The sequence below is a fragment of the Desulfosporosinus burensis genome (assembly GCF_054657535.1).
The window spans coordinates 34,419-60,076 of the sequence record NZ_BAAHYN010000002.1; the positions used below are offsets into that span (position 1 = coordinate 34,419).

Genomic DNA, 25,658 nt, shown 5'->3' on the forward strand with positions numbered 1-25,658 from the left:
TGCAACCACGCCCGATTTTCAGGAAAGACTTCTAATAACCAACGATTGTTTTGCGTAAACATTTGGGTATGCTGTGCGGTCTTCCCGGTTAAGAGTTCATTTATACGAGTGAAAGGCTCTCTAAGAAATACATTATCCGTATAACATGCTTACTAGCAAGAATCATGTCAATTTCGAGTTCGAAAAGTCCAAAAACTAATACTAGCTTTTGGACTTCCGAACATTGAACGATATTAAGGAATCCATGGTCTTGGGCAGCAAGTCAGGCATCAATTCCTCCAATAAGTAAAATGATAATAATTTTACTTTCTCAACTTATTTCGACAATGTATGTTAGACAAAATGCCGTCATCCTTATTGAAAGGATAACGGCATGAGAGTGCAGTTTCTGATAGTTTATTAATCGAATAGAATTACGCTTATTGAAAACTATTATTTTCACTGATTGAGTTTCATTAATGTAGCTATGGCTCTATTTAGCACAGTCTCGAGGTCCTCCCCCTCTTCAATCGCATCGGCCATACACGTTTTCGCGTAGCGTTGCGCAACAATTACCGATACCTTATGCACGGCTGAACGGATAGCGACAAGTTGTAAGAATATCTCCTCACATTTCTTTTCTTCCTCCATCATTCGTTCTACGGCCGAAATATGACCACGCACTGTTTTAAGTCGAGTAATAATACTTTTTGTTTCTTCTGGGTCTACATTTTTTGACAAGTTCTCTCTTCCTTTCATATTCGAATTATAGTTTCTATCTGATCGAAGGGTATCAATAATATTTTGAGTACACTTCATAGTACTTTAATAACTTTGATAAGATCTTCACTTGGCAAGGATATTGATAAACTATTTTAACAGGGTTATAATTGAAATACCCTCTCCAGGGGGGTGGATATTTCCTTAAGCATACAACTTAACAATATATAGGTCAAGTAAGGTAACCTTAGAAAAAGAATGCCATTCAATGGCTTCTTAATATAATAATCAATCAATAACTAATGAAGGGAGATAAGTTGATGGAAGATTTGTCGATATTACGTAATGAAGATTTAACTAGACGCTTACTAACCTTGTCTGAGGAACTGGAAGAGTTAGAAGAGGAACAAAGTTTTGTGCTTAAGCAGACTGGACTTCACCTCCCCGGTCACACTGTTAAACGCTATGAATCCCAAATACAGGTATTAAAGGAATCCATAACAGAGTTACAAGCGGAAATTGAGCGTCGCAAATAATAAAAAATAAGGCCCTTGCTTCATTTAAGCAAGGGCCTTTAGAATAACTATACTAACCCCAAAAGGTTTAACTTAGGCTAGATTTTTGTTACTATTCGTTTTTATCTGTTCAGCTAACTTATTTGCGATCTGATCAAAGTCTGGCGATTGATAATCTTCAATCTTGCCTGCATCAGATAACGTAGCCAAAGCTGGATCAAGCGGCAGTGCTCCCAAGAAAGGAATAGCATTACGCTTTGCTTCTTCCTCACCTTGTGGTTTTCCAAAGACTTCTATCTGCTTACTACAATCAGGACACTGCACATAAGCCATATTTTCTATCAATCCATAAATTGGTGGTTCATAATTCCTGACCATTTTGATCGCTTTGCGCACTACCATATTCGCTAAGGCTTGCGGACTTGTCACCATCACTACCCCATTGATCGGCAACGATTGGAATATCGTGATAGCGACATCCCCTGTACCAGGAGGCATATCGATTAATAGATAATCCAGCTCTCCCCAAATTACGTCCTTCCAAAATTGATTGACGACTTGAGTGATCAGCGGTCCACGTAAGATCACGGGATCATCTTCGTTTTCAATCATAAGATTGAGAGACATGACTTTAATACCGCCACGACTCGTCGGCGCAATGATGCCACCTTGGCTCGCTCCTGCCCTTTCCTTGATTCCGAAAATTTTCGGAATACTTGGGCCAGTTATGTCCGAGTCTAAAATTCCAACTTTATAGCCTTGGCGCATAAGGCTAACTGCTAACATGCCCGTTACAGAGGATTTACCAACTCCCCCTTTACCACTCATGACAGCAATGACTTTCTTAACATGGCTTACTTTTTGGGCCTTAGTCAATTGGGGTTCACTAGAACAACTCTCAGTATTACACGACCCTGCTGCTGCACAGCTATTGCACGACTCGCTCACAATGGTTCCTCCCATTCAATTTTAACATCTTTTACCATCTAAGGACTAATAATCCAAATTCATCTTACTCCTCAGATTCTTTCTTTGTCAAGTTTGGCTCAATGATGATGTTCGTGATGCCCATCACCGTGATCATGTTGACAAATAGAGCCAGTGCTCACTATTTTTCCTTGAGCATACGAATTTGCGACTTCAGTCACGTTTCCTGAGGCGCCCGATACAACCTCAAGACCAACCGCATTAAGACCATTAATCATGCCGCCGCCAATACCGCCACAAACAAGCACCTCTACGCCTTTACTCTTGAACATATTGGCAAGTCCTGCATGCTGATGTTGAAGACCCGTAGCACTAAGGGCTTCGACAAAACGCGCTTCATTACCTTCGATTTCAAACACAGTAAATCCTGAAGCTCTTCCAAAATGGAGATCGAGAACTTCACCGTTTGTAGGAATTGCAATCTTTTTTGACATTATGGAACCTCCTAAATTATAAAAATTAACGTCTCTTTGGCAGTTTAAGCTGACCAAGATGAACGCTTGACCTCAGTTTCAAAAGTCGGTTTTCAATGCTTAAGCTTAAGCTAAAGTAAACTCAACTAATTACCCTCTTTCCAGGCCATGATAGCCTCCCTAGGGGTCATGGTTTGGGGGGCTGAATAGGTCGGAATATTAACAGCTCGAATTATCTTCAAAGCATTTTGACCTAATTTACAGGCTATGATTAGTTCGACGTGTTCGCTAGCCATATATTCTGCAACGACAATACCAGCACCATCGGTCCCAATTAAGGATGGATTTTTTCTATACTCTGCGGTACCTTGTGGATCATCTGAGTCGCAAAAAAGGAAATATGGGCTATATCCAAATCGCGTACACATCACCTTATCTAGATCACACCCCTGAGCAGGAATTGCTATACGCAATATAATCCCCCTTTTCCTAAACATTGATCAAACTATTTTAGGAATTTCCTCCACAACAACCACCTTTACCTTGCGCAACTTGATGCCCACCACTACATGTCTGCTTACTCCCGTTGTCAAGCTTCATTTTTTTCATACTCCCACACTTGGGACATGCAATTTCATAGCCGTGTTTTCCCCCTGCAGTGCACGGTTCAACCTCCCAGACTTGTCCACAAGCGAGACATTCAAACACTCGGTTTTTGACCATGTAGTTTCCTCCCCGAATAATTATCGGTCGTCCTTCTACTAAAGCCGTGGCAATTTTCGCCCTAGCTCCTCCTAAGATTCGCTGAAAGGTAGCTCTTGAAACCCCCATGGATGCAGCACACTCAACCTGATCTAAACCCACTTTGTCTTTAAGACGGATGGCCTCTAATTCTTCAAGCTGGACTATGACTTCCGGCCAACGTGATTGGCCCTGAGGAATAAATGTTTGACATACTATTCCTTCATCGATTTGGCCACAACAACGCCGTCTTGACATCGTATCAACCCCTTTTGAGCATATGCCCAATTTGATTATAGTCCTCTTATCGAAATAAATCAATTGGAAACTACCCTAGTTACTAACAATTTTACTTAAATAATTATTTATAAAGCCTTATCCTACGAACAAATAGAGCTAAATAGAGGGAATCCTTTGTTGATTAATCATTATATTCAGTGAATATCTACGCCTTCTATCGCCCTTATGATGTTGAATGAACTGTCGACACAAAAAAATGACATAGTTGGTTCGGACTTTTGTCAAACTTATGCCATAATTTCTCTACATAATAAACCGTAAGGATAAAACAAACAAAATAAAGAGGAGCGTGTATTCTATGAAAAACTTCAAAAAACCCATTGCAGTTGCCACATCATTGGAAATTTAGGAGTGCAGAGTACCTATGCAGTCTTTAGTTGTTAGGAGGCATATGGATGAGGTATGGTCACAATATTGGCACCAATCTTCTTTATTCACAGTTCTTTACGATAGGAGTCCTTCTTCTAGCTATTACTATTTTTTTCTTGGTATTTATGGAACCAAGAAAAAATAAATCTGAACAAAACCGAGTCTCCGATATTTTAAATGAAAGATACGCAAAAAACGAAATAGATGACGATAAATACAATGAAGTTATGTCCCTTTTAGAAGACGAAGATTCCAATAGTTCAGCGATTATCTTACTCAAGGAGAGATATGCCTTAGGAAACATAAGTTCACTTGAGTTTATAAAAATGCGTAACATGATTAAGGCTAGACGAACTTAGCATCATTTCTTTATTTAAACTACAGTAAATACAGAAAAGGAGTGGCATAAATTGAATAATAATAAGCAGATCAAGTATCTGAGATGGGGTCTATTGGCATTATTCGTTGTGCTTATTAGCACATCGGCATATCTCCATCAAGTCTTAGGAGCAACAAAGGCACCTTCAATCCATGCACTATGTCCTTTCGGAGGACTTGAGAGCCTTTACCAAGTATTCACAACTGGGAGCTTTGTCAGTAAAATATTTACAGGGACAATGACCTTGTTTGTAATCACTCTAGTTGTTGCGATTCTTTTCAGACGTTCGTTTTGCGGGTTGCTTTGTCCATTTGGAGCGATTCAAGAATTCTTTGCAAAACTTGGTCAGAAAATTTTCAAGCGCAAGCTGATTGTTCCTGCTAGGCTTGATCAAGCTCTGAGATATTTGAAATACGTTGTGTTAGCTATTACAGTATTTTATGCTTGGAAAACTGCTGGACTTTGGATGGCTCCCTACGATCCTTGGTCGGCATATGCTCATCTTCCGGAGGGATTGGAAAGTGTGTGGGCTGAATCGGCAGTAGGCTTGATTATTCTGGTTGTTACTGTTCTTGGTTCCCTGATCTATGACAGGTTTTTTTGCAAATATCTATGTCCCGTAGGGTTACTTTACGGAATGGTAGGTAAAACAAGCCCCTTTAAAGTGGTTAGAAACGAAAGTGTATGTATTGATTGCGGAATCTGCAATAAAGTCTGTCCGATGAACATTGATGTCCAGCACAGTTTGAACGTGACGTCCCCTGAGTGCATGAATTGTCAGACCTGTGTCTTAAGCTGCCCTACCGCAGGCGCTCTTGATAACCGGTTCTCCAATAAGGTTATTAAACCATTTACTGTGATCATTCTGGTGATGGTGCTGTTCTTTGGCTCAATATTTGCTGCACAGGCTACTGGAATCTTTGAACTAACCGCAGCCCCACTCAAAGTTGGAGAATTCATTAATTATGATGAAGTCAAAGGGTATATGAGCATCAAGGAAGCAGCGGAATCAACCCAAACTGACCTTAAGGAGTTTTACACTAATTTTGAGATTCCGGAAAACGTTCCTGCAGAAACAAAGATGAAAGAAATATCTAAAGTCGCTGTAGGCTATGATTTCGATAAAGTTAAAGAATCCCTAACTTTGACAACGAATCAAGCTGACCTTATATTGAGCGAACCTCAGACTATGGTCGATTTAGAAGGTATAAAAGGCTCTATGACGATAAGTGCTGCGGCAAAAACTGTAAAGCTTGATATCGAAGAGTTTTATCGGATTTTTAAGCTACCTGAAAACATACCTTCCAACACCTATATGAAGGATATCGGAAACGTAGTCCCAGGATATGACTATCATGCGATTATAAGTTCACTGAAGTAAAAACAACACTATTTGTCACCCGGAACTGGATATAGCAAAAAGCCCTTATCAAACTTGAAAGTTCGGTAAGGGCTCCTACTTTGTTTTAGTTCGGTTTTGTTTAGCTTGTTATGTTATGTTTTGTTATGTTCTACTTTTTTCTTTTTTGTTTTACTTTGTTTTGCGCATAAAGTACACTTAACTGGCCACAACTTCATGCTTAAATGATTACCCATTTGATGATCTGATTGTGTTTGGATTGCAAGCCTAGTTATTGATTAAGTTTCATGAGGGTTTCAATCGCGTTATTCAGAACTTCCTGGCGGTCCTCGCCAGAGTCAATCGCCTCTAGAAGACAAGAACTAGCATAACGTTGTGCTACAATGACTGAAGTTTTATGCACAGCGGAACGGATAGCAACGAGTTGTAATAAGATTTCCTCACAACTTTTCTCTTCCTCTATCATGCGTTCTACTCCTGCAATGTGACCACGAACCGTTTTAAGTCGAGTCAAAATCCGTTTGACCTCTTCCGCGTCAACCTCTTTCAAAAGAGCTATCTCCCATCTCATTATGATTCATACTATCCCGCTTACCCATGGTGATTACTCCAGTTCTCAAGAATTGGCTTAATCAATGGGCTGCTGCTCTAGGGCAGTTTAGTTACGGTAAAGTTTAATATATTTTTGGTAACTATTCAAGACACGTCCGACATAATCCCTTGTTTCCTGAAAAGGAATATCTTGGATTTTCATATTTTTGGGTTCAATTTGACCGGAGCTAATCCATTCTTTGACATGTCCTCTTCCACCGTTATAAGCTGCGATTACCAACCCTCTGTCATTAGAAAATTCCTTTTGCAAGCTAGAGAGGTACCAAGTTCCATATTTTATATTCTTCTCCGGTTCGAGTAAATCCTTACTAGAAAATGATTTATCTCCTATGGTTACAGCGATCGATTGTGCTGTGCTGGGCATTAATTGCATCAAGCCAATAGCCCCTTTTTGAGATTCAGATTGTGGCAAAAACTTGCTTTCTTCCCGAATTACAGCGACAACCAGTAAAGGGTCTACTCCGTATAGTGCGGCATAGTTTTCAATTACAGCTCGATGAGGATAAGGATAGATGATTTTCTCCAAGCTGGGAATCTGAGTTATACAATAACCCACAAGGACGGTAAGAAATAAGAATATGCCTAGGTTTTTATACGATCGCTTAAAACTTATATTTCCTTTTATCCGTCCCATCCCCTCTCTCATTACGCACTGTGCTATTTAATCTATTAGCAGGGGGTCAATGATTATGATTCATCGAGCCAGATGTTTAATTATTCTTTTCCATGCTTCTTCAAGTCGATTAACTGTTTGCAATTGATTACCAGAGTTATCAATCACCACGTCTGCTCGCTGTCGCTTATCATCTAACGACCCTTGCGCAGCAATTCGGGCCTCGACCTCACTAAGGTTTAGCTTGTCCCGCGCAAGAACACGAAAAATCTGAAGATCCCGAGGTATCCACACTACCCATACCTCATCCACAAACTTTTCAAACCCTGCCTCAAAGAGTAAAGGTACATCCCACACACAAACTTTTGCTCCGCTATTCAGAAGGACGGCTTCTTCCTCCTTCAGGCATTCAACCACGCGAGGATGCACGATGCGCTCAAGGCGCTTTCGTGCATCTTCATCATTAAAAATCCGCAGACCCAGTTTGGAACGAATGATTTGCCCCTTTTCATCGAGGATTTCCGTCCCGAAATCATGAACTATTTTTGAAATCACCAACAAATCAGACTGTAACAGGCTATGTACGGTTTTATCAGCGTCGAGCACGGGGACTCCCCGTTTTTCAAACCACTGGGCTACCGTTGATTTACCACTTCCGATCCCACCCGTTAAACCGATAGTAAACATTAGTTACCTCACTTTAAATTAATTTAATGAGTCCGACCAAGATTAATACAACACCCGGTAAGTACTCTGCCTTGTTTGTCCAGTTTTCCGGAACCTTGCCCGCCATTAGTTGCCCTATACGCAACATCACGATGAGGGTTAAGGCCGCGATTCCAATGATCCAGAAGGTCATACCCGCCATTGCTGCGCCAATTCCACTGGCAAAAGCGTCTACTGCCAAGGCGCATCCCAGTAAGACACTCTCTCGCAGACTTATCACCCCAGAACGATCGACATCCGCAATATCCGGCGTTTTAAGCACCTGAATCACTAAGCCAAAAAATTGTAATTGGAATCGGAAAACGGGCTCCAAAACGGGATTGGGGTGGACTACAGCCAACGCCGGTACCGCTTCTGGAAAGACCTCCTCTTTACGGTTCCAGATCGCTTTACCTAATTGAAAAATGCCCAAAGATAGTAAAATAGAAGCCCCTAATAAACGTACCGGAATTAACCTAAGCCATAGCGATACCCAACCTCCAAAGAGCATGGATATCCCCATAGCCAATACTGTACACATTGCAATAGCAATAAGAGAATTGACGGGTATGCGAATACGACGTAACCCATACGCTAATCCAACCCCAAACCCATCCAAACTTAAAGCTAATGCCATAAGCATAGCTATTCCCATATGTATCCCTCCACCTTGCGACTTCAGGATAATATATGGGTTCAAAGGCTATTTGGTGAAATCAATCATTTCCAGCAATCCATTCTTCTAAAGCACGATCTCGGCGTTGCCTAACCTGTTCGCACTCTTCATGAAGTCTCATAGCCAATTCATAATTTGTATCTACTAAGGTCAGTTCTGATTCTAAGCGTAGGAGGGTTTCTTCCAACTCTTCGATTTCTGTTTCGAGTTGCTTCATCCGCTTTTTTTCTCGAGCTAAATTTCGGCTTTCCTGTAGATCCTGAGCATTAGATTGCAGCTTTGAACCTCGCTCGATGGGGGCAACGACTATTTCTTCTTGTTGTTTATATTCCTTGAACCCAGTGTAATCTCCATCAAAAAGCGACAGACCCTGAGTTGTGAGTTCTGCAATCTTATTGACCACTTTATCCAAAAAATAGCGATCATGGGAAACTACGAGTACGGTTCCTTCATACTCTTGAAGGGCTTCTTCCAGAACTCCACGGGTTTCAGCATCTAAGTGATTCGTTGGTTCATCGAGCAAGAGCAAGTTTCCTTGCTCTAAAAAAAGTTTACATAAAGCTAACCGGCTCTTTTCTCCCCCGCTCAGCACAGATATCAGTTTAAAGACATCATCTTTTCTAAAACCATATCTAGCCAGTAGATTTCGGATCTCCGGGTCCCTTAATTTTGAAGCGTTCCGGATCTCATCCATCACCGTCCCCGCAGTACCCAGATTCTCATGTTCCTGAGAGTAATAAGCAATCTTTACATTGGCTCCCAAACGGATGGTTCCCTTATAAGGAGCCTGATCGAGAATCGCCTTAAGGATCGTAGTTTTTCCAACGCCATTTTTACCCAGTAAGGCTACTCTGTCTCCACGGCGCAAATCTACTTGTACGTTTGAAAAAAGAGTTCGAGTTCCGAAGGCAATCGAAAGATTTTCTATTAAAAGGACTCGATCCCCACTTCGACCTCCACTTCCCAGTGAAATAGAAAGACCATGATCTATCTTAGCAACCTGAATCGGCTTGAGTTTCTGGAGCTGGCTTTCTCGCCCTCGCGCCTGCTTGGAATTGACTCCCGCCTTATTTCTGCGGACATACTCCTCTAGTTTAGCTATTTTATTCGCTAAGCGCTCAGCTTCCCGGCCAAGAGTTTTAGCTTCTAAAACTTTCAATAATTCGTATTCCGAATAGTTCCCAGTATACCCTTTTAACCCGCCATTTTCTAAACAGAACACTCGCGTCACGATGCGATCTAAGAAGTAGCGGTCGTGAGAAACAATCAGCAGGGCCCCAGCATAATCTCGCAAGTACCCTTCGAGCCACTCCATGGCAGCGATATCCAAGTGGTTTGTTGGCTCATCCAAAATTAGGATTTCGGGCGCTCGAAGCAAAAGCTTACATAAAGCCAACCTTGTTTTCTGGCCTCCACTTAACCTAGCAACTTGAGAGTTCATCTCCGCTTCAAGTCCTAGACCAGCCAGGATTCTCCTGACTAAGGCTTCTAAAGCATAGCCTCCCTGGCGTTCAAACGATTCGGTCAAAGTTGCATATTGCTCCATGACTTTCTCAGTGGGCGTCGAAGCCATCTTTTCTTCTAATTCACGCAGTTGCTCCTGCATTTGCAACAAATCTACTCGTTCTTGGATCACACACTCAAAGACGTTCCCCTCATCCTCCACAATAGGAGTTTGGGGTAAGTACCCGTAAGATCCGAGAATTTGAACTTCTCCCTCTTCTAAACGCACATCCCCTAAACAAGCCCGAATCAGGGTTGTTTTACCTGCTCCATTAGGTCCAACCAAGGCAGCCTTTTCTCCATTTTCCAAAGCAAAACTAATCCGCCGAAAAAGCGGTTCACCTGATATATCGACGCCGCAATCACGGCAAAATAAAACACTCATTTTTCTAGATAGCCCCTTTATTATTCTCGGGTGTAAACTATTACAAATGTAACATTGTGACCAACCATTTCTTTCGAATTTACTATACCATAGACAGACGGGAAATATCTACTAGCATAACAATTCGACCATCTTCAAATTCTGAAAGGGCCGGATGGTTATATCTCAGGGAAAACTCCTTGCCCTGGTGCTACACTGCAACAACCAATGGAAGTAGCCTAATAAAACTGCGCAACTTATAACTACAAAGAAAATTCGTACATGAACGTGCGGCTTTTCAGGTACGGTTTCGTATAACGTCCCGAGGCTTTGCGACGCATCCCAAACACTTTCTTTTGGTTAAACGTGGATACAAGTTAGAAACAGCGACTTAGCGCTTCTGCATAGGAATACATTCAAATGCTTATATTAGGAACTTGTATAACGATACAAATCTCCCTCTGATATTTGAAGGAACTTCTTCAATAAATTGCGCACCTACTTTGTCGTAAAACCCCTTTGCATAGGGGTCTGAAAGAATTTGTAAGCTAGTAATATTTTTTCTTCTACATGATTCCTTAGCGAATGATATAAGTTTAGAGCCCACTCTTTTCCCAATAAAATCTGGATTGATAAAAATATGATCTAACCAAAAACCCTTTCTAATCAGTAATTCTCCCGTTTGAAAATCATCTTTAACTTCGACTATTGAAATAAATCCAACTACCTTACCTTCAACCATTGCCAAATGAACTTCATTCTTATTTATGTAATCAAGAGTGATCGTCAATTCGTCCTTCCACACGTCGATATATTCTTCGGGATATTTCCAATATCGTTTTGCTGCAAATGAAATTGACGTAAGGATATCTCTATCTACAGCATCAGCTGGCCTAATCATAATATTCATTTGCCATACCTCCACTTACTGTTTCAAACTAAAATCCTCTTCACCCAGAGCATTATCTAAAGCTTCCTTTAACCTTGGAAACCTATATATAAAATCAGTACTAAGAATTATTTTCGGCACAGCTCGTTGTCCATGTAATAACATTTCCGCCATTTGACCTAATGCTATTTTCAATACAATCTCTGGAACTGGTAACCATGATGGTCTATTTAGGACTTTGCCTAGTATCTTGCTGAAATCTCTCATTCTTACTGGATTTGGAGCAACAGCATTTATTGAACCAGCTAGCTCCTGATGTTCGATTATAAACCTTATCATACTCGTTAAATCTTGGATATGTATCCAGGAGAGCCATTGATTTCCCTTACCCAATGGGCCCCCTAGGTAGAATTTAAATGGCAAAGCCATTCTGTTTAGTGCACCTTCATTCCCTAAAACTACGCCAATTCGAATAGTTATTACTCTTGTTAATCCATTTTGAACCTTGTATGCTTCATTTTCCCAATCTCGGCAAACTTGTGCTAGGAAATCCTGTCCTTCTTCTTCAGACTCAGTTATCTCTTCGTCCTCACGGAGTCCATAATATCCGACTGCTGAAGCGTTAATTAGAACTTTTGGCTGAATAGTACCATTATTAATGGCATCAACAATTGTACCCGTTATTCTAATCCTACTTGATATAATCTCTTCTTTTACTGAATTGGTCCATCGACGATTACCGATTGACTCACCCGCTAAGTTAATTACTACGTCAATTTGCAGCTTATAAATCGAAGATAGAGGGGAAATATTGTCCCATTCTATCACCTTAATTTTATTTCCCAATCGATTGGCGGTTTTTTGAGGATTTCTCGTTACAACATATACCTGATACCCATTCACAAGTAATTCCTCTGTAAGGTTTCTTCCGACAAAACCTGTCCCACCAAAAATCATAACATTCATTATTTCCATATAAGCCTCCCCAAACATTATTTAACGACCTAGATGATGTCTCATAACGCTCTGGGCATTCACGAAGCATTCCCAACCACATTGACGTGGCAAGTTTCATTAATGCACTGTATACGATCGGGCGGATTATCCATTCTAAAGCAAAATCAACCCCAGCCTTTTGATTAAACAACTTGGTATTTCCCGAGCCAACACTTCCAAATTGACATATAGTCATAGACATGATATATATTAATTACAAAAAGATTTGTCACGGGTGGGCAGATTATACTCTTATTCAAAAATGGGAGTCACGGGTGGGCTCCCTTTAACCTTTGTTAAGACCTTCGATTTGGGGGCCTTTTCTTATTCCCCCGTTCGTTCCTTTACGAAACATTCATCTAGCATTCAAATATGAAACTACTAAGACTAGCATTAATACGGATTTTAGAGACTGAAAAGGAATACGCGGATACGGATATTTCGCCTAACGTTCTTGGTATTCCCGACGCGTCCCAACCACTTTCATGTATGCTAAGTGTCGGAAATACCGTGTTAGCTGAAGTGTTCCAGTTCTCAATTTATGATTTAAGACTATATCCCTTCAGATTGAATAATAATACTACTAAACAATTGTTCGAACTTATGAAGGGTGGTACAATATGGATAAAGAGAGTACAGATATTGAAAGGGATGTTAATATGGCTATTGCCAAGGAGCCAAAGAACGGTGTTCAACTAAATACTTCAAATGATCATAATCAAAAAGTTTCTAAAGCTATTAAGGAAGTTACATCTCAACATTCAAAGCTCCTTAAGAAACTAGCTGAGTAATTATGGATAACATCGAATTTTTATCTTTAAACGATATCCTTGAGATTCACAATGAGGCTATTGAAATTTTCGGTGGAAGCTTCGATTTTTACAGGGATACTAAGTCTAAAATTAAAAGCATCCTTGATCAACAATATCCTCATTTCGGTTATGATAAATATCCTACTCCTTTAACTCAGATCTTGTTTTCAGGATCTGTTTTTATTTTTCTGACCCTTAACATTTACATGCAAGGAACATTTCAGCTAACGTTCCGAGGGTTTGCGACTTCAGGTTACTACCAAAAATGTTATCCCCGATGTTGCAAACCCTCTGTTGTATGAAGTCCCCTGCTGCAAAGCCCATCTTTATCAGGCGATCATATGACTCTGGCTACAAATACAATTAGATATGAGCTAGGTAAGAGTAACAACAAAGATGCAAATGTGCCCATTGTTTTACTCCCAACCAATCCTACTACACAAAGCCTGAATTCCTCCTCAGTACACTTTGGAGTAGTATCATTTTAGTTAAGTCAGAAAACTCGTAATTCTGGTAAGAATAGGAAAAACGAAAGAAGGTAAATCCAGATGCGAGAATACGACAAAGACTTCAAACAAGAGGCCATCAAGTTGTCTTACGAATTAGGGACGACGGCTGCCTCAGAGAAACTGGGGATTCCAGTAACAACGCTATACTCATGGAAAAATCAATCAAAACGGTATGGAGAAGTAAGTTTTGTTGGCAGCGGACATAAACGTATTGACCCAAAAACAGCTGAAACCAAAGCAATGGAAAAGAAGATTAAAGACCTTGAAGCCGCCAATGATATTCTAAAAAGGGCCTTAGGTTTTTTCGCAGAGAGCCAAAAGAAATAGCTGCACGAGAGCTTTTTCATTGGATGTGGTTTCACAAAACTAAAGAGAAAACCAAGCACAGCATAAAAACCATGTGCAGAGTATTACTGGTTAGTGAAGCCGGATATTATAAGTGGTTAAAAAGGCAGTCCAAGCCTTACAAATACGAAGAACTTTTGGCTAAGATCCTTCAAATTCGTGCGGACAACCCGGACTATGGAGCATACAGGATTTATCTCCATTTAAAACTTTATCAAGGCTATACCGGTAGCTATTATGTAATCCTTAAGCTCTGTAAAATCAACCATCTTATGCTCAAGAAGAAACATCACTGTAGAGGAATAACCAAAGCAGATCTAGCCGCTCAAGCCAGTGCCAATCTCATCAAACAAGACTTTTCTGCAGTATCACCCAATCAAAAATGGCTTGGAGATGTCACAGAAATCCCAACGGCTGACGGAAAGCTTTATTTAGCCGCCGTATTGGATTGTTTCGATGGAAGTATCGTGGGATTTAAAATGGCAAATCACATGAGAGCCGAGCTATGTGTCGAAGCCTTTACCTCGGGTGTTAAGAGGTATCAAGCCTATGGGATGGTCTTTCATTCGGACAGGGGTAGTCAATACACAAGCGGGATCTACCGTCAAGCACTCGCCCAGCATGGTGCGAAACAGAGTATGAGCAGTACTGGTAAATGTTATGACAATGCCAGAATGGAGTCCTTTTTTGCCACATTAAAGAAAGAAAGCATCTATAAATTCAGAACCGAAACAATGAGTATGGAAAAGATTAAAAGCATAGTGTTTAGATTTATAGAAACCTATTACAATCGGAAACGAATTTACACTCCAAACGGAGGTTATCCGCCCCTAGTAATGCGTTCACAGTATTATCGAGAGCGTTTACCCCAAGCGGTGTAACAGTTAAGAGGCTTCGCCTCTTGAGTTTATCGCTTTTTGGTTCTCCTAAGGATAGAAATAAAGATACCAGGGTGATTAAATATATCCCCTGGCTATCCTTAGCAGAACTCTACCGGCCGCTCGTGTTGCTCTCCAGCATTTCACTATCCTGCCTGTAGATAAGAGCCAGTTATATTATAACCATAAATTGGTACTAAAATTACGAGTTTAGGGACTAAACCAAATTTGACAACTCCACTTCCCATCGATTACATCATCCGTCATTATTGATAATTGAGGATCAATCAAAACTGTCATTAATATTGTTGCAATTCCATTAACGATTGAAGAAAGTGTAATGCATGTTGCTCTTAAGTCCGGTTCTAAAATGCCCGCATATATAGGAGCTAGTGAACCTACAGTAATTAAAGCAACAGTAACAAGATTATATACGAAAATTCTCTTTGGTAACTTTTCTTGAGTTAACTGTCTAACATTTTCTTTTGACGGTACTGAAACACATTCTTTCATGTATCGAATTCCAGACTTAGAAAAGCTGTGTAAAATCAACTTTGATAAAGACCTGTCAATGGCAAATGACTTAACTCCCTTATATAGAATTCTTTGAAATGTTGGAATTAGAAGAGCCCCAAAAACAGTTGCTACTCCGGAAATAACAATGATTGCATTGAAAATTGTTAACAGATCACCCGCACCCGGGTTTCTTTCAACATATTTGGTCAGTATTGGAACCTGAAAGGTAACTGCAACCCTTGAAACCAACATCAAAATGTTGAAAAGTGCAAAAGACACAGCAATTTTTCCAGTCCTAACGCCTACTAGTCTTACTGAGTAAGCTAATGTTCCTATTAACGATATTATGAAGTTCAGTATAATAACCACGATTATTTGGATCTCCATATACGACTCCTTCAACCTATAAAACTACTCCGATAAGGGGATTTCATATAACGTCCCGAGGGTTTGCGACGTCGGGTTAGTACATTCATATTCTCTCCGATGTCGCAAACCCACTGTTATACGATGTACGCTACTTCGAAGGCCAGCTAAAATCCGCCTTTTCTTCTTAACTAATATATTACGTCTTACGTAAATCAGATTTTGTCAACTGTGATTTTAAAAGCATAGTCAACAGCATGGGAATCATCCCAATAACCCGTAATTACAAAAATGTATGGACCACTTTCTTCAGGAACAATAAATGAATTCCCTTCCGATGGTTGTTCAATCATTCCAAAATTAAGAGGTTCTTTTTCATTTGGAACGATTAAGTAAACAGTGTTACGTATAGGTGGTCGGGATGTCTTAAAATTAAAGTAAACCCTTTCACCCTTTTTCGCTATAACCGTGTGTAGTTCTTTAACGAGGTTTTCAGGACTGTCTCCAAAATGGGTATTGCCTCCTTGATCCTTATCAAACCAATTGTAATATCCAAGGGCTGTCTCGATATTTTGATCAACAATTATGACAACAGATTTAGGTACTTCAGAGGGAATATCTGATCTGTTCGTTATGAAAATGAAAACTAGTAGACAACTGATTACCCCGAAAACCAACCCCTTTTTCATATCCATCCTCCATGCATACAAGCATAATTAATTAATTCAATCTGTATCAATAAGGAACACGCAATTTTTTTGCCCAATAGCTTATCTACAAGCGTATATCGTATAACGTCCAGGGATTCCCGACTCGTCATACTACCTTCATCTTGGTTGAGTGTCGGGAATCCCGTGTTACCCGAAGTGTCCTGCTTCGAAGGATTGCTTGCAAAAGGTCATTTATTAATTATATATATTCCCATTTTGTGAAGGTATTTCCTCCTTTCTGTCGAAGAAAAAAATAGGATGGAGGAAAGAGTCTTGGCTAATAAATTAGATCTAAATATATTTAATAGTGGAGTAAAATGTGTTGAAGTCGGGAAATTGACCGATGAAATGATCAAATTCCTTAACCTTTCAAGAAATCCTGGTAGTATAGCGCTATGGGATGATAGATATAAATACATTGAAAAACACAAATATGATTTCCGATCTGAGGAAGAGTATTATAAACACATTCAAGAGATCCCTAATATTATCGAAAATCTGACTATTTAGGTCTGCATCCAAAAGATAATAGCATACAATTTTTAAAAAGAATTGATGCCTTGATGCTTGTTGGTGTCAGAATTAAAAATCAAGGAAGTTTAAGTATCCGTTCATCTTATCCAATTAGTGAAGATCAGCTCAAAGCATATATGGAATCTAATACTGCTTGGAAATTCGGAAATTCTTGACATCAATGAATATAGTTGATATATTTTAAGTAGAGTAAGAACAGATAGGTTACTTGAGGGCAGAACGGGCAGCTGCCACGCCACAAGAAATTGTGGTCTTTCAAGAGATGTAGGGTTGCCAACCTACCCGAGTAATCTATCTTTCGATAAGTTTTATGACCTCCACTTCGGGGTCTTTTTTCGTTTCCCCAAGACATTCATATCCACATTCGATTTATTTATAATGGAGCAGTATAAGAATACTTGGTTAGGACATTTCGGGTAACGTCCCGCGTATTCCCGAAGTCTGGTTACTACATCCATATTCTCTCAGATTTTGGGAATACGCTGTTATGTGAAGTGTCCCCTCCTCAAATTTTTACATAATGTACATAATGGTCATACTATACACAGTGTACATCATATGATAAATTGGAGGTGAGGGAGGAATGACAATGTTATCTGAACTACAGTTTACTGAAGCTAGAAACCAATTTTCTACTCTTTATGATTCTGTCTTTAACTCTTTTAACCCTACTATTGTCAAAAGAAAACAGACAGAGCAAGTTGCATTGCTCAGAGTTGATCTACTAAAGATGGTCTTAGTAGATTACAAACTTAACCCTGAAATCATTAAGGAAGATGATGGTTCGATTACACTTGCTCTAGATTCTCTGGAAATCTACGCAAATAATTCGACATTAGATTTAGCCGCTAATGATTTAATTGAAGACCTTAAAGTATATGCCCAAGATTATATGGATCGCTCCCAGCTTTTCCTTCAAGCACCTAACCGTAAATCCCACTTCCCATATGTTTTAAAAGTCCTGCTTTGTGAAAATGACAAAGAGATTCTTGCACTCTTAGGACTATAAATATGGCACCTAAATTTGGAGATTTGAAACGCTATTGCGATAAAAATGGTTGGGTGATGCTTCGTAATACTGACCACTGGTATTATGAAAAAGTACTGAGTAATGGGACTGTCCTAAGAACGAAAATAAGCCATGCTGTCAGAAAAGAAATTCCTAAGAATTTATGGGATAGAATTCGACAAAAGCAACTTCAAATAAGTGAAACTACCTTTTGGGAAGGCCTCAAATGATGGCTCTGATTCAAAAGGTCTTTTATTGCTCATTAAACCATCACCGATAGGGACATTTCACATAACGTCCAGGAATTCCCGACGCGCCAAACTACATTCATCATTGCTAAGTGTCGGGAATCCCGTGTTAGACGAAGTCTGACATCCCACAAGTACTAATTTATTTTTTTAAAGGTCTCCACTATCTTCAAAACGTCATTTTCATATATTCACTGTTCAACATCTTATCATCGGGAATATACTGTACATCTGTTGGTGATGAAAATCCGAATACTTCTTTATTCTTGGATCAAAAATGACCTCTTCATCATGAATTGCATTAAGAAAACGTCTGATACTTTGCTCAGTATCAGCTATTTCCCAGTACTTCTCTACCGGATTCCATCGATTTGTTATTTGTTTGATTTTCTTTACTCGTTCAGGGCTGTAATCAAACGTAATAATAAGGTTATGGTTACTTCCCTTATTTACATAAACGTCATAACACACTCCTGAGTCTCTAGCTGTATAATTCACAAGTTTTGTTACGTCGTTATTATCTATACAGCCAGAATGTATTTAGGACAAACTTCGTCGTCAGTAGTTAAATACCTCCTTATGAACTGTAATTAATTAACACTATTACAGAATTTTTTTTTTGTGGAAATAGCCCATTTGCATTTCATCAGTGGTACGGTATCGTGGCATGGAGGTCTGATAGGTAAAGAAACCTTGTCTTGTGCCAAACCTTCAGGCACCGGCTGAAGCCTTAGTTGCAGTTGCAGTTGCAATTATACTTTCGACCTACCTTCGCCAGCCATACTAGTAGTATGAACAAATTTTAATTCATCAGTGATGCCGCACAGCGGCATGGGGATCTGATAGTGCAAAAAAAGACCAGGGTTACCCCTAGCCAAAATTATTATTTCTTTGTAGTTTAAGAAAGTAATAGAACGTTGTTTTGTAGCAACCCATTTCAAGGCTTACCTCTGACACCTCGAACAATAAACCGTTGCCCGTCCAGCGAGACGAATTCGTTCTAACGTCTGCCCACAGACTTTACAGGGTTCTCCACCCCGTCCGTACACTTGTAGTTCCTGCTCAAAGGAACCTTTTTCCCCATTAGCATCCCGGTAATCTCGAAAGGACGTACCCTGGGCATCGATTCCTGCTTGAAGAACGGTTTGGATGGCGTGATGGAGCTTTAATATTTCCTCTGCAGCTAGGGTATCTACCCTACGTTCGGGAGATATTCCTGCCCGAAAAAGTGATTCATCCACATAGATATTACCTAAACCTGCTAGGACATGCTGATCGAGTAGGGCTGCTTTGACAGAGAGTTTTTTCTTCCCAAAACGCTCCTTCAAGACTTGGGGTGTGAATTCTGCCTCCAAGGGCTCAGGTCCTAACTTACATAGGGATGATCCGCTGAAGCACAGCGGGGTGGGTATGGCCTGAATACGCCCGAATTTCCGTACATCTGAAAAATGCACTTCCCCTTTTTCCAAGCGAAAAACCACGTGAGTATGCTTTTCCGGTTCTTGATTCTCCGGAAAATAATTCAAGCGCCCGGTCATTCTCATATGCGCAATTAGCGTTAAATCTTCATCCAATCGTATTAAAAGGTATTTACCCCGGCGGTCAATCGTTTGAATTCTTCGACCGGTCACTAACTCCTCAAACGACTGATCCTCCCAACTGCAGACAGCTGAGGACCAAATAAGCTTGATTTCTTCAATTTTTAGATCCGTTACATGCTGGGCTAAAGTTCTTCGAATCGTTTCAACTTCAGGGAGTTCTGGCATGTTCTTTCCTCATTCCTAATCCTTCGGCTTAAGCGGCTGCATTTCATACCAATTCGGGCCAACTTTACATTCCACTGTCATAGGAACAGATAACGGATAGGCGTGTTCCATTTTATCTTTCAGCATATGGGCGACACCTTCTAAATCTTCTGGGGCAACTTGAAGCAATAGCTCATCATGTACTTGAAGAAGCATGTCCGCCCGAAAGGGTTTCAATCCTTCCGCTACTTTAAGCATGGCTAATTTCATGATATCCGCGGCTGTACCCTGCACAGGGGTGTTCATAGCAATCCGTTCTCCAAACTGGCGTTGAACTCGATTGGAATGAAGTAGCTCTGGAATGCGCCTTAGACGATTTAACAGGGTGCGAACTTGTCCCTCTTTTTTAGCCTGTGTCACGACCTCTTCCAGATACCGTTTTACTCCACCATAACGTTTAAAATACTGCTCGATATAGAACTTTGATTCTTTGCGTGGAATCCCTAAGTCCCTTGATAGACCAAACTCAGTTAAACCATAGACTAAACCAAAATTGACTGCCTTAGCACTTCTGCGCATGTTCGAGGTCACCGCATCGAGCGAGATTCCAAAAACTTCGGCTGCGGTTCGAGTGTGGACATCCTGTCCCAGGGCAAATGATTCACAAAGAAGAGGATCTTGAGAATAGTGAGCTAAAATCCGCAGCTCTATTTGAGAATAATCCGCGGATAGAAGTACCCATCCAGGTTCCGTGGGATGAAAGACTTTTCTAAGCAAGCGCCCCTGCTCCAGTCGAATTGGGATGTTCTGCAAATTCGGTTCCGTACTCGATAAACGACCGGTTGTCGTTACGGTTTGTTGGAAGGTGGTATGAATCCGGCCATCCTTGGCTTGAGCGAGTAAACCATTTACATAGGTAGACATCAATTTATTCAACTGCCGATAGTCGAGAATCTTCGCAACAACGGGATGGGCTAAGCGCAATTCCTCTAAGGTCTCCGCATCGGTGGAATAACCTGTTTTCGTTTTCTTTGCAGTCGGTAAGCCAAGTTTTTCAAAAAGAATGGTTCCCAACTGTTTCGGGGAATTAATGTTAAAGGTTTCCTCAGCTAGGGCATAAATGTCCTGTTCTAACTGTCTTAAGGTCAGACTTATCCCTTCGCCAAAGGTCGTCAATTGCTCGGAGTCCACGGCGATTCCGTGTCGTTCCACTTGCGCGAGCACCAAGCTTAACGGTTCTTCGATGTTATGCAGTAGTTCTGAAAGGCCAAGTGATTGAATATCTTCTTCAAACTTAAGAGCGACTTGAGCTAAGGCTGCCGCTTCTTCTGCAATAGTTTCGAAAACTGCTTGATTCGGAACATATTCTTTAACTAAATCAAGGGGCGCGAATTTCGGTCGCGAGGATTGAATAAGATAGGAAGCTAAGCTTAGATCTAGGGCTAATCCCTTCATGGTCACACCTTCGTTAGCAAGTAATAAAGCAACGGTTTTACTGTCCGCCAAAGTCTTAGGAACTTGGTTACTTCCCATCAATTTCAGCCACGCTTCAAAAACTCTCGGAGACGCATCCTTACGAGTCAGTGTAAATGTCTCACCTTGGGTAGCCACTCCCCATTCTAACCAGCGACCCCCTTGTAAACCTGTTCCCTCATAACGACAGGCTAACGTGAGTGGAATATTCTTGGACTGCCACTCTCCGATCTGAGCAAGCCAGCCCTCTTCTGTCAAGGTGCGTTCTGGCCAATTTTCTAACAATGCTTCTGGGCTTTCACTTAGAGGACCTTCGTCGTCTTTATGACGTTCATGCCACAAACGAGTCACATTCTTCAGATCATATTTTTGCAAGACGGGAAGCACTTTAGCAGCTTTTGAGCGGCGATAAATAAAATCGTCGCTAGAAAACGCCATCGGAACCTCTGTCAGCATCGTCGCTAGCTTTTTGCTCAGGATTGCCTGATCTGTATAGTCCCTCAAATTACTCTGTACTTTTTTACCGGATACTTTATCAACATTCGCTAAAACACCCTCAACCGTTTCAAATTCCCAGAGTAATTTTAGCGCGGTTTTCTCTCCGATTCCTGGAACCCCAGGGATATTATCGGAGGTGTCACCCATTAGACCCTTAAGATCAATGATTTGAGGGGGACGTAGTTGGTAACGTTCCCATAAGGTCGTTTCATCGTAACGTTCGACTTCACTGATTCCTTTTTTGGTCAGGAAAATATTCGTCCTGGGTGAAATGAGTTGCAGGGCATCTTTATCCCCTGTATAAATCTGAATTTCCATTCCCTGTGCTTCCGCTTGTTTGGTTATAGCGGCAATCAGGTCATCTGCTTCATAGCCCGCTAGCTCAAGCATAGGGACTTCCATTTCCGTTAATATTTCTTTGAGGTAATCAAATTGAGGGCGCAGTCCCTCCGGGGTTTCTTTGCGTTGCGCTTTATACCCCGCATACTGTTCAATCCGAACCGTTGCCTTTGTTTTATCGAAAGCTACCACCCAGTAATCTGGATGTTGCTCATGTTCCAATCTAAAGAGCATAGTTAGAAAACCATGCAAAACATTCGTTGGTCGCCCATCGGCCGTGGTTAGCGGCGGGAGAGCATAAAATGCGCGATTTGCAAGGCTGTTTCCGTCTAATATCACCATCCGTGGCATCCTGAAAACCCCCAATCTTTCACCGTTAACTATATCATATCTGCTAATTTCTAACAAACGTTCGAGGTGCTTCTTGGGTTATGTTTATGAGCCATTCGTCTTTTCTAATTGTTTTACAAATTACTGTCAGGCTACCTTTTCCAGTCAATTGCCATTCAACGTATTGGTGCTCCGAGTACTGCCGTTTTTATAAACTTAGTCCCTATTTTACCCTGGAAAGCACCTGTATAGCTTAAATGGGATTTCATACCACAAGTAAAGAGGGTACCCTCTGGTACCCCAAAAATTTAAATTTCTGATATATCAAAAAAGAGCCTTCACAGGCTCTTCTACAAGTTCATTGTGGTGGGCGAGGGGGGACTTGAACCCCCACATACTCACATATATCGGATTTTGAGACCGACGCGTCTGCCATTCCGCCACTCGCCCAGATATAATTCCGTCAGATGAATCATGACGGCCTAGTTATAATAACACTAAACTCAAGTCTTAGTCAAGCTTTTTCGCCAAATTAATATCCGCCGTTTCTTGGAAAACTCCAATGGCCCGCAATTTCTGATATCGCTTTTCCCGTAGTGCTTCGGGACTTTCCAAGCGCAGACGCACGAGATACTTGGAAATGACCTGAGATAACTCTTCTGCGGTTTGATTTAGGTTATTATGAGCCCCACCCTGTGGCTCACGTACTAATTCATCCGCTACTCCAAGTCTCAACAAATCTTGTGCTGTAAACTTAAGAGCGGCGGCTGCTTCCTTAGCCTTAGACGTGTCCTTCCAGAGAATCGAGGCACAGCTTTCTGGGGCAATCACGGAGTAAAAGGAATTCTCAAGCATCAAGACGACGTTGCCCACCCCAAGCGCAAGAGCCCCGCCACTTCCACCTTCACCGATGACGGTACTGATCACGGGGACGTGATAACCTGACATGGCGAGTAGGCATCGGGCAATAGCCTCACCCTGCCCTCGTTCCTCGGCCCCTAAGTCACAGGCGGCACCAGGTGTGTCAATAAACGTCAAAATCGGACGCCCGAACTTTTCAGCCTGATCCATCAAGCGCACCGCTTTGCGATATCCTTCGGGATGAGGCATGCCGAAATTGCGCTTAATATTCTCCTTTGTATCTTTACCCTTAACCTGAGCGATCGCGGTCACCGCAATTCCGTGGAAAAGAGCGATCCCGCCAGCAATCGAGAGATCATCTGCAAAAAGTCGATCCCCTTTTAGTTCTATGAAATCCTCAAACAACAGGGGAGCATAATCATAAAAGTTCGGACGCTCGGAATGTCTGGCAATTTGGACTTTTTGCCAGGGTTCTAGGCTTCCGTAAATCTCCTTCTTCAGAAGAGCTGCTTTCTTTTCAAGGGTAACCACTTCTTGAGAAAGGTCAATTCCCTTGTCCGCGGAAAACTTCTGGAGTTCCGAGATTTTCTGTTCTAGTTCCGCAATCGGTTTTTCAAATTCAAACAGTTGCGCCATACTGAGCCCCCTCCTGATGGTACCGCAGTAAGCGTGCTAAAACAGTCCGCATCTGAGTACGCGCCACAATCAGATCGATTAGACCATGGGCTTGGTTAAACTCAGCCGTCTGTGCTCCTGCCGGAAGTTCTTGCCTCATGGTCTGTTTGATGACACGAGGTCCCGTAAATCCTATCAAGGCATTAGGTTCAGCAATCAAAATATCCCCCAGCGAAGCGTAGCTGGCCGTCACCCCACCAAAGGTAGGATCTGTGAGCACAGAAATATACAGCAAGTGGCTCTCCGCTAATTTTCCCAAAGCTGCACTCGTCTTGGCCATCTGATACAGTGACAGAATTCCCTCTTGCATCCGAGCACCACCCGACGTGGAAAATATAACGACTGGCAAGCGCAATTCGATCGCTCGTTCAATTGCACGGGTAATTTTTTCCCCTACGACAGAACCCATACTGCCCATCATAAAACTTGCTTCATTAAAAGCGATGACAAAAGGAACCCCTTCAATTTTAGCGCGACCTGTAAGTACCCCTTCCGTCATACCGGATTTTTCCTGAGCCTCAAGGAGCTTTTCTTGATAACCGGGAAATTCCAAAGAATCTTGGGTGAGTAATCCCGCATCCCACTCTTCGAAACTGTTTTCATCCACCAGTAAGGCTAAGCGATCTCTACCTGAAATCCGAAAATGGTACTCACAGGTCGTACACACTCGCGCGTTTTCCTCGAGATTTTTATTAAAGAGAACTTCCCCGCACTCCGGGCATTTAACCCATAGACCATCGGGTACTTCTTTTTTGCTCACTTGTATGGCTTCTTCAGCTGGAGAAACGTCAGAAGGTCTTCGTTGTTCCGGCGATGTTGATCGTATGGTAACGTACTTTGTTTTTCTAAAAATATCCTTAAACATAATTAGCTCCCCATGGCGCTAGTTATTATTTCGTGCGCTTCTTCGGCTTCCGATTCTGGTACCAGAATTTCCACTGAAGCATGTTCACCGAGATGTGCAGAACCAATTGGGCGAAGCTGAACAAGCATCCCTTCATCCGTGAGGATTTTTTTATACTTTTCGGCTATTAACTTATTGGGAGCAATATAAATCACGGTCCACATTTGAAAATCCCCCTTATTAAATCGATTTATGATACCATAGCCCAATTAATTGTGCAAGAAACGCACTCTATTCCGCACCATTCAGGGTAGATCGTGATCTGGGATTCTTGGCTATCAAAGCCTTTTCTACATGCTCAGGTACAAAATCTGAGACACTAGCATGCAAACTGGAAGCCCACTTGATCGCACTTGAGCTTATAAAGGAGAATTCGCTCTGAGTCATCAGGAAAATCGTTTCAATATCCGGTGCAATCTTTTTGTTCATTAAAGCGAGTTGGAATTCGTATTCAAAATCAGATAAGGCGCGCAGCCCTCGAAGAATAGCTATTGCACCACATTGTCGAGCAAATTCGACCGTTAGTCCCTCAAAAACACGGACACTAACATTCGGCATGTCTTTTGTAGCTTCTATAAGAAGTGCCATTCTCTCTTGTTGAGTAAACAAGGGAGTCTTTTTACTATCAGTAGCAACCGCAATACAAACCTCATCAAACAATTCTTTGGCCCGAACTAATATATCGAGATGACCATTGGTTACCGGATCGAAGGTTCCCGGATAAATCGCAATACGCACGTTGTCTCTCCTTTTCAATTAGGGATATTCTCATGGGTTCGCCTTAA

The 25,658-nt window shown here is 41.3% G+C and carries 29 protein-coding genes, 1 tRNA gene and 1 pseudogene; 9 read left to right on the forward strand and 22 right to left on the reverse strand.

All coding sequences use genetic code 11. The features are described 5' to 3' along the window. Positions 1-438: 438 nt before the first annotated feature. Complete coding sequence (locus ACYQ3Q_RS03170) at positions 439-720, reverse strand: metal-sensing transcriptional repressor (protein ID WP_366557099.1); 282 nt, start codon at positions 718-720, stop codon at positions 439-441. 299 nt (positions 721-1,019) lie between these two features. Here ACYQ3Q_RS03170 and ACYQ3Q_RS03175 point away from each other — a divergent pair, with 299 nt between their 5' ends. Continuing rightward, on the forward strand, positions 1,020-1,235 hold the full coding sequence (locus ACYQ3Q_RS03175) for a hypothetical protein (protein ID WP_459927221.1): 216 nt from the start codon (positions 1,020-1,022) through the stop codon (positions 1,233-1,235). Between the two features lie 72 nt (positions 1,236-1,307). Here ACYQ3Q_RS03175 and ACYQ3Q_RS03180 read toward each other — a convergent pair whose 3' ends face one another. The 4 genes from ACYQ3Q_RS03180 to ACYQ3Q_RS03195 all read right to left on the reverse strand — a co-directional run bounded on the left by ACYQ3Q_RS03180 (position 1,308) and on the right by ACYQ3Q_RS03195 (position 3,613). Next, positions 1,308-2,162 (reverse strand): Mrp/NBP35 family ATP-binding protein, encoded by an 855-nt coding sequence (locus tag ACYQ3Q_RS03180; RefSeq protein ID WP_459927222.1) that lies wholly within the window; start codon positions 2,160-2,162, stop codon positions 1,308-1,310. A gap of 98 nt (positions 2,163-2,260) precedes the next feature. After that, positions 2,261-2,635 (reverse strand): NifB/NifX family molybdenum-iron cluster-binding protein, encoded by a 375-nt coding sequence (locus tag ACYQ3Q_RS03185; RefSeq protein WP_459927223.1) that lies wholly within the window; start codon positions 2,633-2,635, stop codon positions 2,261-2,263. A gap of 125 nt (positions 2,636-2,760) precedes the next feature. Further along, on the reverse strand, positions 2,761-3,087 hold the full coding sequence (locus tag ACYQ3Q_RS03190) for a NifB/NifX family molybdenum-iron cluster-binding protein (protein ID WP_459927224.1): 327 nt from the start codon (positions 3,085-3,087) through the stop codon (positions 2,761-2,763). 37 nt (positions 3,088-3,124) lie between these two features. Then, positions 3,125-3,613 carry a DUF134 domain-containing protein gene (locus tag ACYQ3Q_RS03195; protein WP_459927225.1) on the reverse strand — a complete coding sequence of 163 codons (489 nt, stop codon included), beginning with the start codon at positions 3,611-3,613 and terminating at the stop codon, positions 3,125-3,127. 437 nt (positions 3,614-4,050) lie between these two features. Between ACYQ3Q_RS03195 and ACYQ3Q_RS03200 the strand changes: the two genes are divergently transcribed. Next, entirely contained in the window at positions 4,051-4,383 is a 333-nt protein-coding gene (locus tag ACYQ3Q_RS03200) for an SHOCT domain-containing protein (RefSeq protein WP_459927226.1), read from the forward strand. 51 nt (positions 4,384-4,434) lie between these two features. Next, the gene (locus ACYQ3Q_RS03205) at positions 4,435-5,784 is read left to right on the forward strand and encodes a 4Fe-4S binding protein (protein ID WP_459927227.1); all 1,350 of its coding nucleotides are present in this window, start codon (positions 4,435-4,437) and stop codon (positions 5,782-5,784) included. A gap of 250 nt (positions 5,785-6,034) precedes the next feature. On the opposite strand, the gene ACYQ3Q_RS03210 is transcribed toward ACYQ3Q_RS03205, so the two are convergent. From ACYQ3Q_RS03210 to ACYQ3Q_RS03240, 7 genes are all read right to left on the reverse strand, one after another. Then, a complete protein-coding gene (locus tag ACYQ3Q_RS03210) occupies positions 6,035-6,313 on the reverse strand; it encodes a metal-sensitive transcriptional regulator (protein ID WP_459927228.1) in 279 nt (92 codons plus the stop codon). Positions 6,314-6,421: 108 nt separating this feature from the next. Next, on the reverse strand, positions 6,422-7,009 hold the full coding sequence (locus tag ACYQ3Q_RS03215; RefSeq protein WP_459927229.1) for a lytic transglycosylase domain-containing protein: 588 nt from the start codon (positions 7,007-7,009) through the stop codon (positions 6,422-6,424). Positions 7,010-7,069: 60 nt separating this feature from the next. Then, positions 7,070-7,675, reverse strand: a complete 606-nt coding sequence (gene coaE, locus ACYQ3Q_RS03220) for a dephospho-CoA kinase (protein WP_459927230.1) — start codon at positions 7,673-7,675, stop codon at positions 7,070-7,072. A gap of 13 nt (positions 7,676-7,688) precedes the next feature. Continuing rightward, a complete protein-coding gene (gene ytaF, locus ACYQ3Q_RS03225; protein ID WP_459927231.1) occupies positions 7,689-8,348 on the reverse strand; it encodes a sporulation membrane protein YtaF in 660 nt (219 codons plus the stop codon). 61 nt (positions 8,349-8,409) lie between these two features. Next, on the reverse strand, positions 8,410-10,257 hold the full coding sequence (locus ACYQ3Q_RS03230; RefSeq protein ID WP_459927232.1) for an ABC-F family ATP-binding cassette domain-containing protein: 1,848 nt from the start codon (positions 10,255-10,257) through the stop codon (positions 8,410-8,412). A 403-nt stretch (positions 10,258-10,660) separates the two neighbouring features. Continuing rightward, complete coding sequence (locus ACYQ3Q_RS03235) at positions 10,661-11,146, reverse strand: GNAT family N-acetyltransferase (RefSeq protein WP_459927233.1); 486 nt, start codon at positions 11,144-11,146, stop codon at positions 10,661-10,663. A gap of 15 nt (positions 11,147-11,161) precedes the next feature. Then, positions 11,162-12,091: a TIGR01777 family oxidoreductase gene (locus ACYQ3Q_RS03240; protein ID WP_459927570.1), complete on the reverse strand. Its 930-nt coding sequence runs from the start codon at positions 12,089-12,091 to the stop codon at positions 11,162-11,164. A 650-nt stretch (positions 12,092-12,741) separates the two neighbouring features. Here ACYQ3Q_RS03240 and ACYQ3Q_RS03245 point away from each other — a divergent pair. After that, a complete protein-coding gene (locus ACYQ3Q_RS03245) occupies positions 12,742-12,912 on the forward strand; it encodes a hypothetical protein (RefSeq protein ID WP_459927234.1) in 171 nt (56 codons plus the stop codon). Positions 12,913-13,270: 358 nt separating this feature from the next. Here the strand turns inward: ACYQ3Q_RS03245 and ACYQ3Q_RS03250 are convergent. Next, positions 13,271-13,390 (reverse strand): annotated as a pseudogene (locus ACYQ3Q_RS03250) (DUF2837 domain-containing protein); the annotation flags it as partial. Positions 13,391-13,481: 91 nt separating this feature from the next. Here ACYQ3Q_RS03250 and ACYQ3Q_RS03255 point away from each other — a divergent pair. Further along, entirely contained in the window at positions 13,482-13,769 is a 288-nt protein-coding gene (locus ACYQ3Q_RS03255) for a transposase (protein WP_459927235.1), read from the forward strand. A 23-nt stretch (positions 13,770-13,792) separates the two neighbouring features. Further along, positions 13,793-14,668: an IS3 family transposase gene (locus tag ACYQ3Q_RS03260; RefSeq protein ID WP_459927236.1), complete on the forward strand. Its 876-nt coding sequence runs from the start codon at positions 13,793-13,795 to the stop codon at positions 14,666-14,668. A 207-nt stretch (positions 14,669-14,875) separates the two neighbouring features. On the opposite strand, the gene ACYQ3Q_RS03265 is transcribed toward ACYQ3Q_RS03260, so the two are convergent. Then, entirely contained in the window at positions 14,876-15,568 is a 693-nt protein-coding gene (locus ACYQ3Q_RS03265) for a lipid II flippase Amj family protein (RefSeq protein WP_459927237.1), read from the reverse strand. A gap of 194 nt (positions 15,569-15,762) precedes the next feature. Further along, entirely contained in the window at positions 15,763-16,236 is a 474-nt protein-coding gene (locus ACYQ3Q_RS03270; RefSeq protein ID WP_459927238.1) for a hypothetical protein, read from the reverse strand. A gap of 294 nt (positions 16,237-16,530) precedes the next feature. Between ACYQ3Q_RS03270 and ACYQ3Q_RS03275 the strand changes: the two genes are divergently transcribed. From ACYQ3Q_RS03275 to ACYQ3Q_RS03285, 3 genes are all read left to right on the forward strand, one after another. Next, positions 16,531-16,767, forward strand: coding sequence for a hypothetical protein (locus tag ACYQ3Q_RS03275; protein ID WP_459927239.1), 237 nt, complete (start codon positions 16,531-16,533; stop codon positions 16,765-16,767). A 607-nt stretch (positions 16,768-17,374) separates the two neighbouring features. After that, entirely contained in the window at positions 17,375-17,800 is a 426-nt protein-coding gene (locus tag ACYQ3Q_RS03280; RefSeq protein WP_459927240.1) for an exoribonuclease R, read from the forward strand. A gap of 2 nt (positions 17,801-17,802) precedes the next feature. Then, entirely contained in the window at positions 17,803-18,030 is a 228-nt protein-coding gene (locus ACYQ3Q_RS03285) for a hypothetical protein (RefSeq protein WP_459927241.1), read from the forward strand. Between the two features lie 962 nt (positions 18,031-18,992). Here the strand turns inward: ACYQ3Q_RS03285 and mutM are convergent. The 7 genes from mutM to coaD form a co-directional block, all read right to left on the reverse strand. Further along, positions 18,993-19,814: a bifunctional DNA-formamidopyrimidine glycosylase/DNA-(apurinic or apyrimidinic site) lyase gene (gene mutM / locus ACYQ3Q_RS03290; protein WP_459927242.1), complete on the reverse strand. Its 822-nt coding sequence runs from the start codon at positions 19,812-19,814 to the stop codon at positions 18,993-18,995. 15 nt (positions 19,815-19,829) lie between these two features. Beyond that, a complete protein-coding gene (gene polA / locus ACYQ3Q_RS03295; protein ID WP_459927243.1) occupies positions 19,830-22,454 on the reverse strand; it encodes a DNA polymerase I in 2,625 nt (874 codons plus the stop codon). A gap of 343 nt (positions 22,455-22,797) precedes the next feature. Then, positions 22,798-22,883 (reverse strand) — tRNA-Leu (locus ACYQ3Q_RS03300). A gap of 60 nt (positions 22,884-22,943) precedes the next feature. Beyond that, positions 22,944-23,930 carry an acetyl-CoA carboxylase carboxyltransferase subunit alpha gene (locus tag ACYQ3Q_RS03305; protein ID WP_459927244.1) on the reverse strand — a complete coding sequence of 329 codons (987 nt, stop codon included), beginning with the start codon at positions 23,928-23,930 and terminating at the stop codon, positions 22,944-22,946. After that, positions 23,914-24,834: an acetyl-CoA carboxylase, carboxyltransferase subunit beta gene (gene accD, locus ACYQ3Q_RS03310; RefSeq protein ID WP_459927245.1), complete on the reverse strand. Its 921-nt coding sequence runs from the start codon at positions 24,832-24,834 to the stop codon at positions 23,914-23,916. Before accD ends, ACYQ3Q_RS03305 begins: the two co-directional genes overlap by 17 nt. A 2-nt stretch (positions 24,835-24,836) precedes the next feature. Next, complete coding sequence (locus ACYQ3Q_RS03315) at positions 24,837-25,037, reverse strand: putative signal transducing protein (RefSeq protein ID WP_034145489.1); 201 nt, start codon at positions 25,035-25,037, stop codon at positions 24,837-24,839. Positions 25,038-25,104: 67 nt separating this feature from the next. After that, positions 25,105-25,611, reverse strand: a complete 507-nt coding sequence (gene coaD / locus ACYQ3Q_RS03320; protein WP_459927246.1) for a pantetheine-phosphate adenylyltransferase — start codon at positions 25,609-25,611, stop codon at positions 25,105-25,107. Positions 25,612-25,658 lie beyond the last annotated feature (47 nt).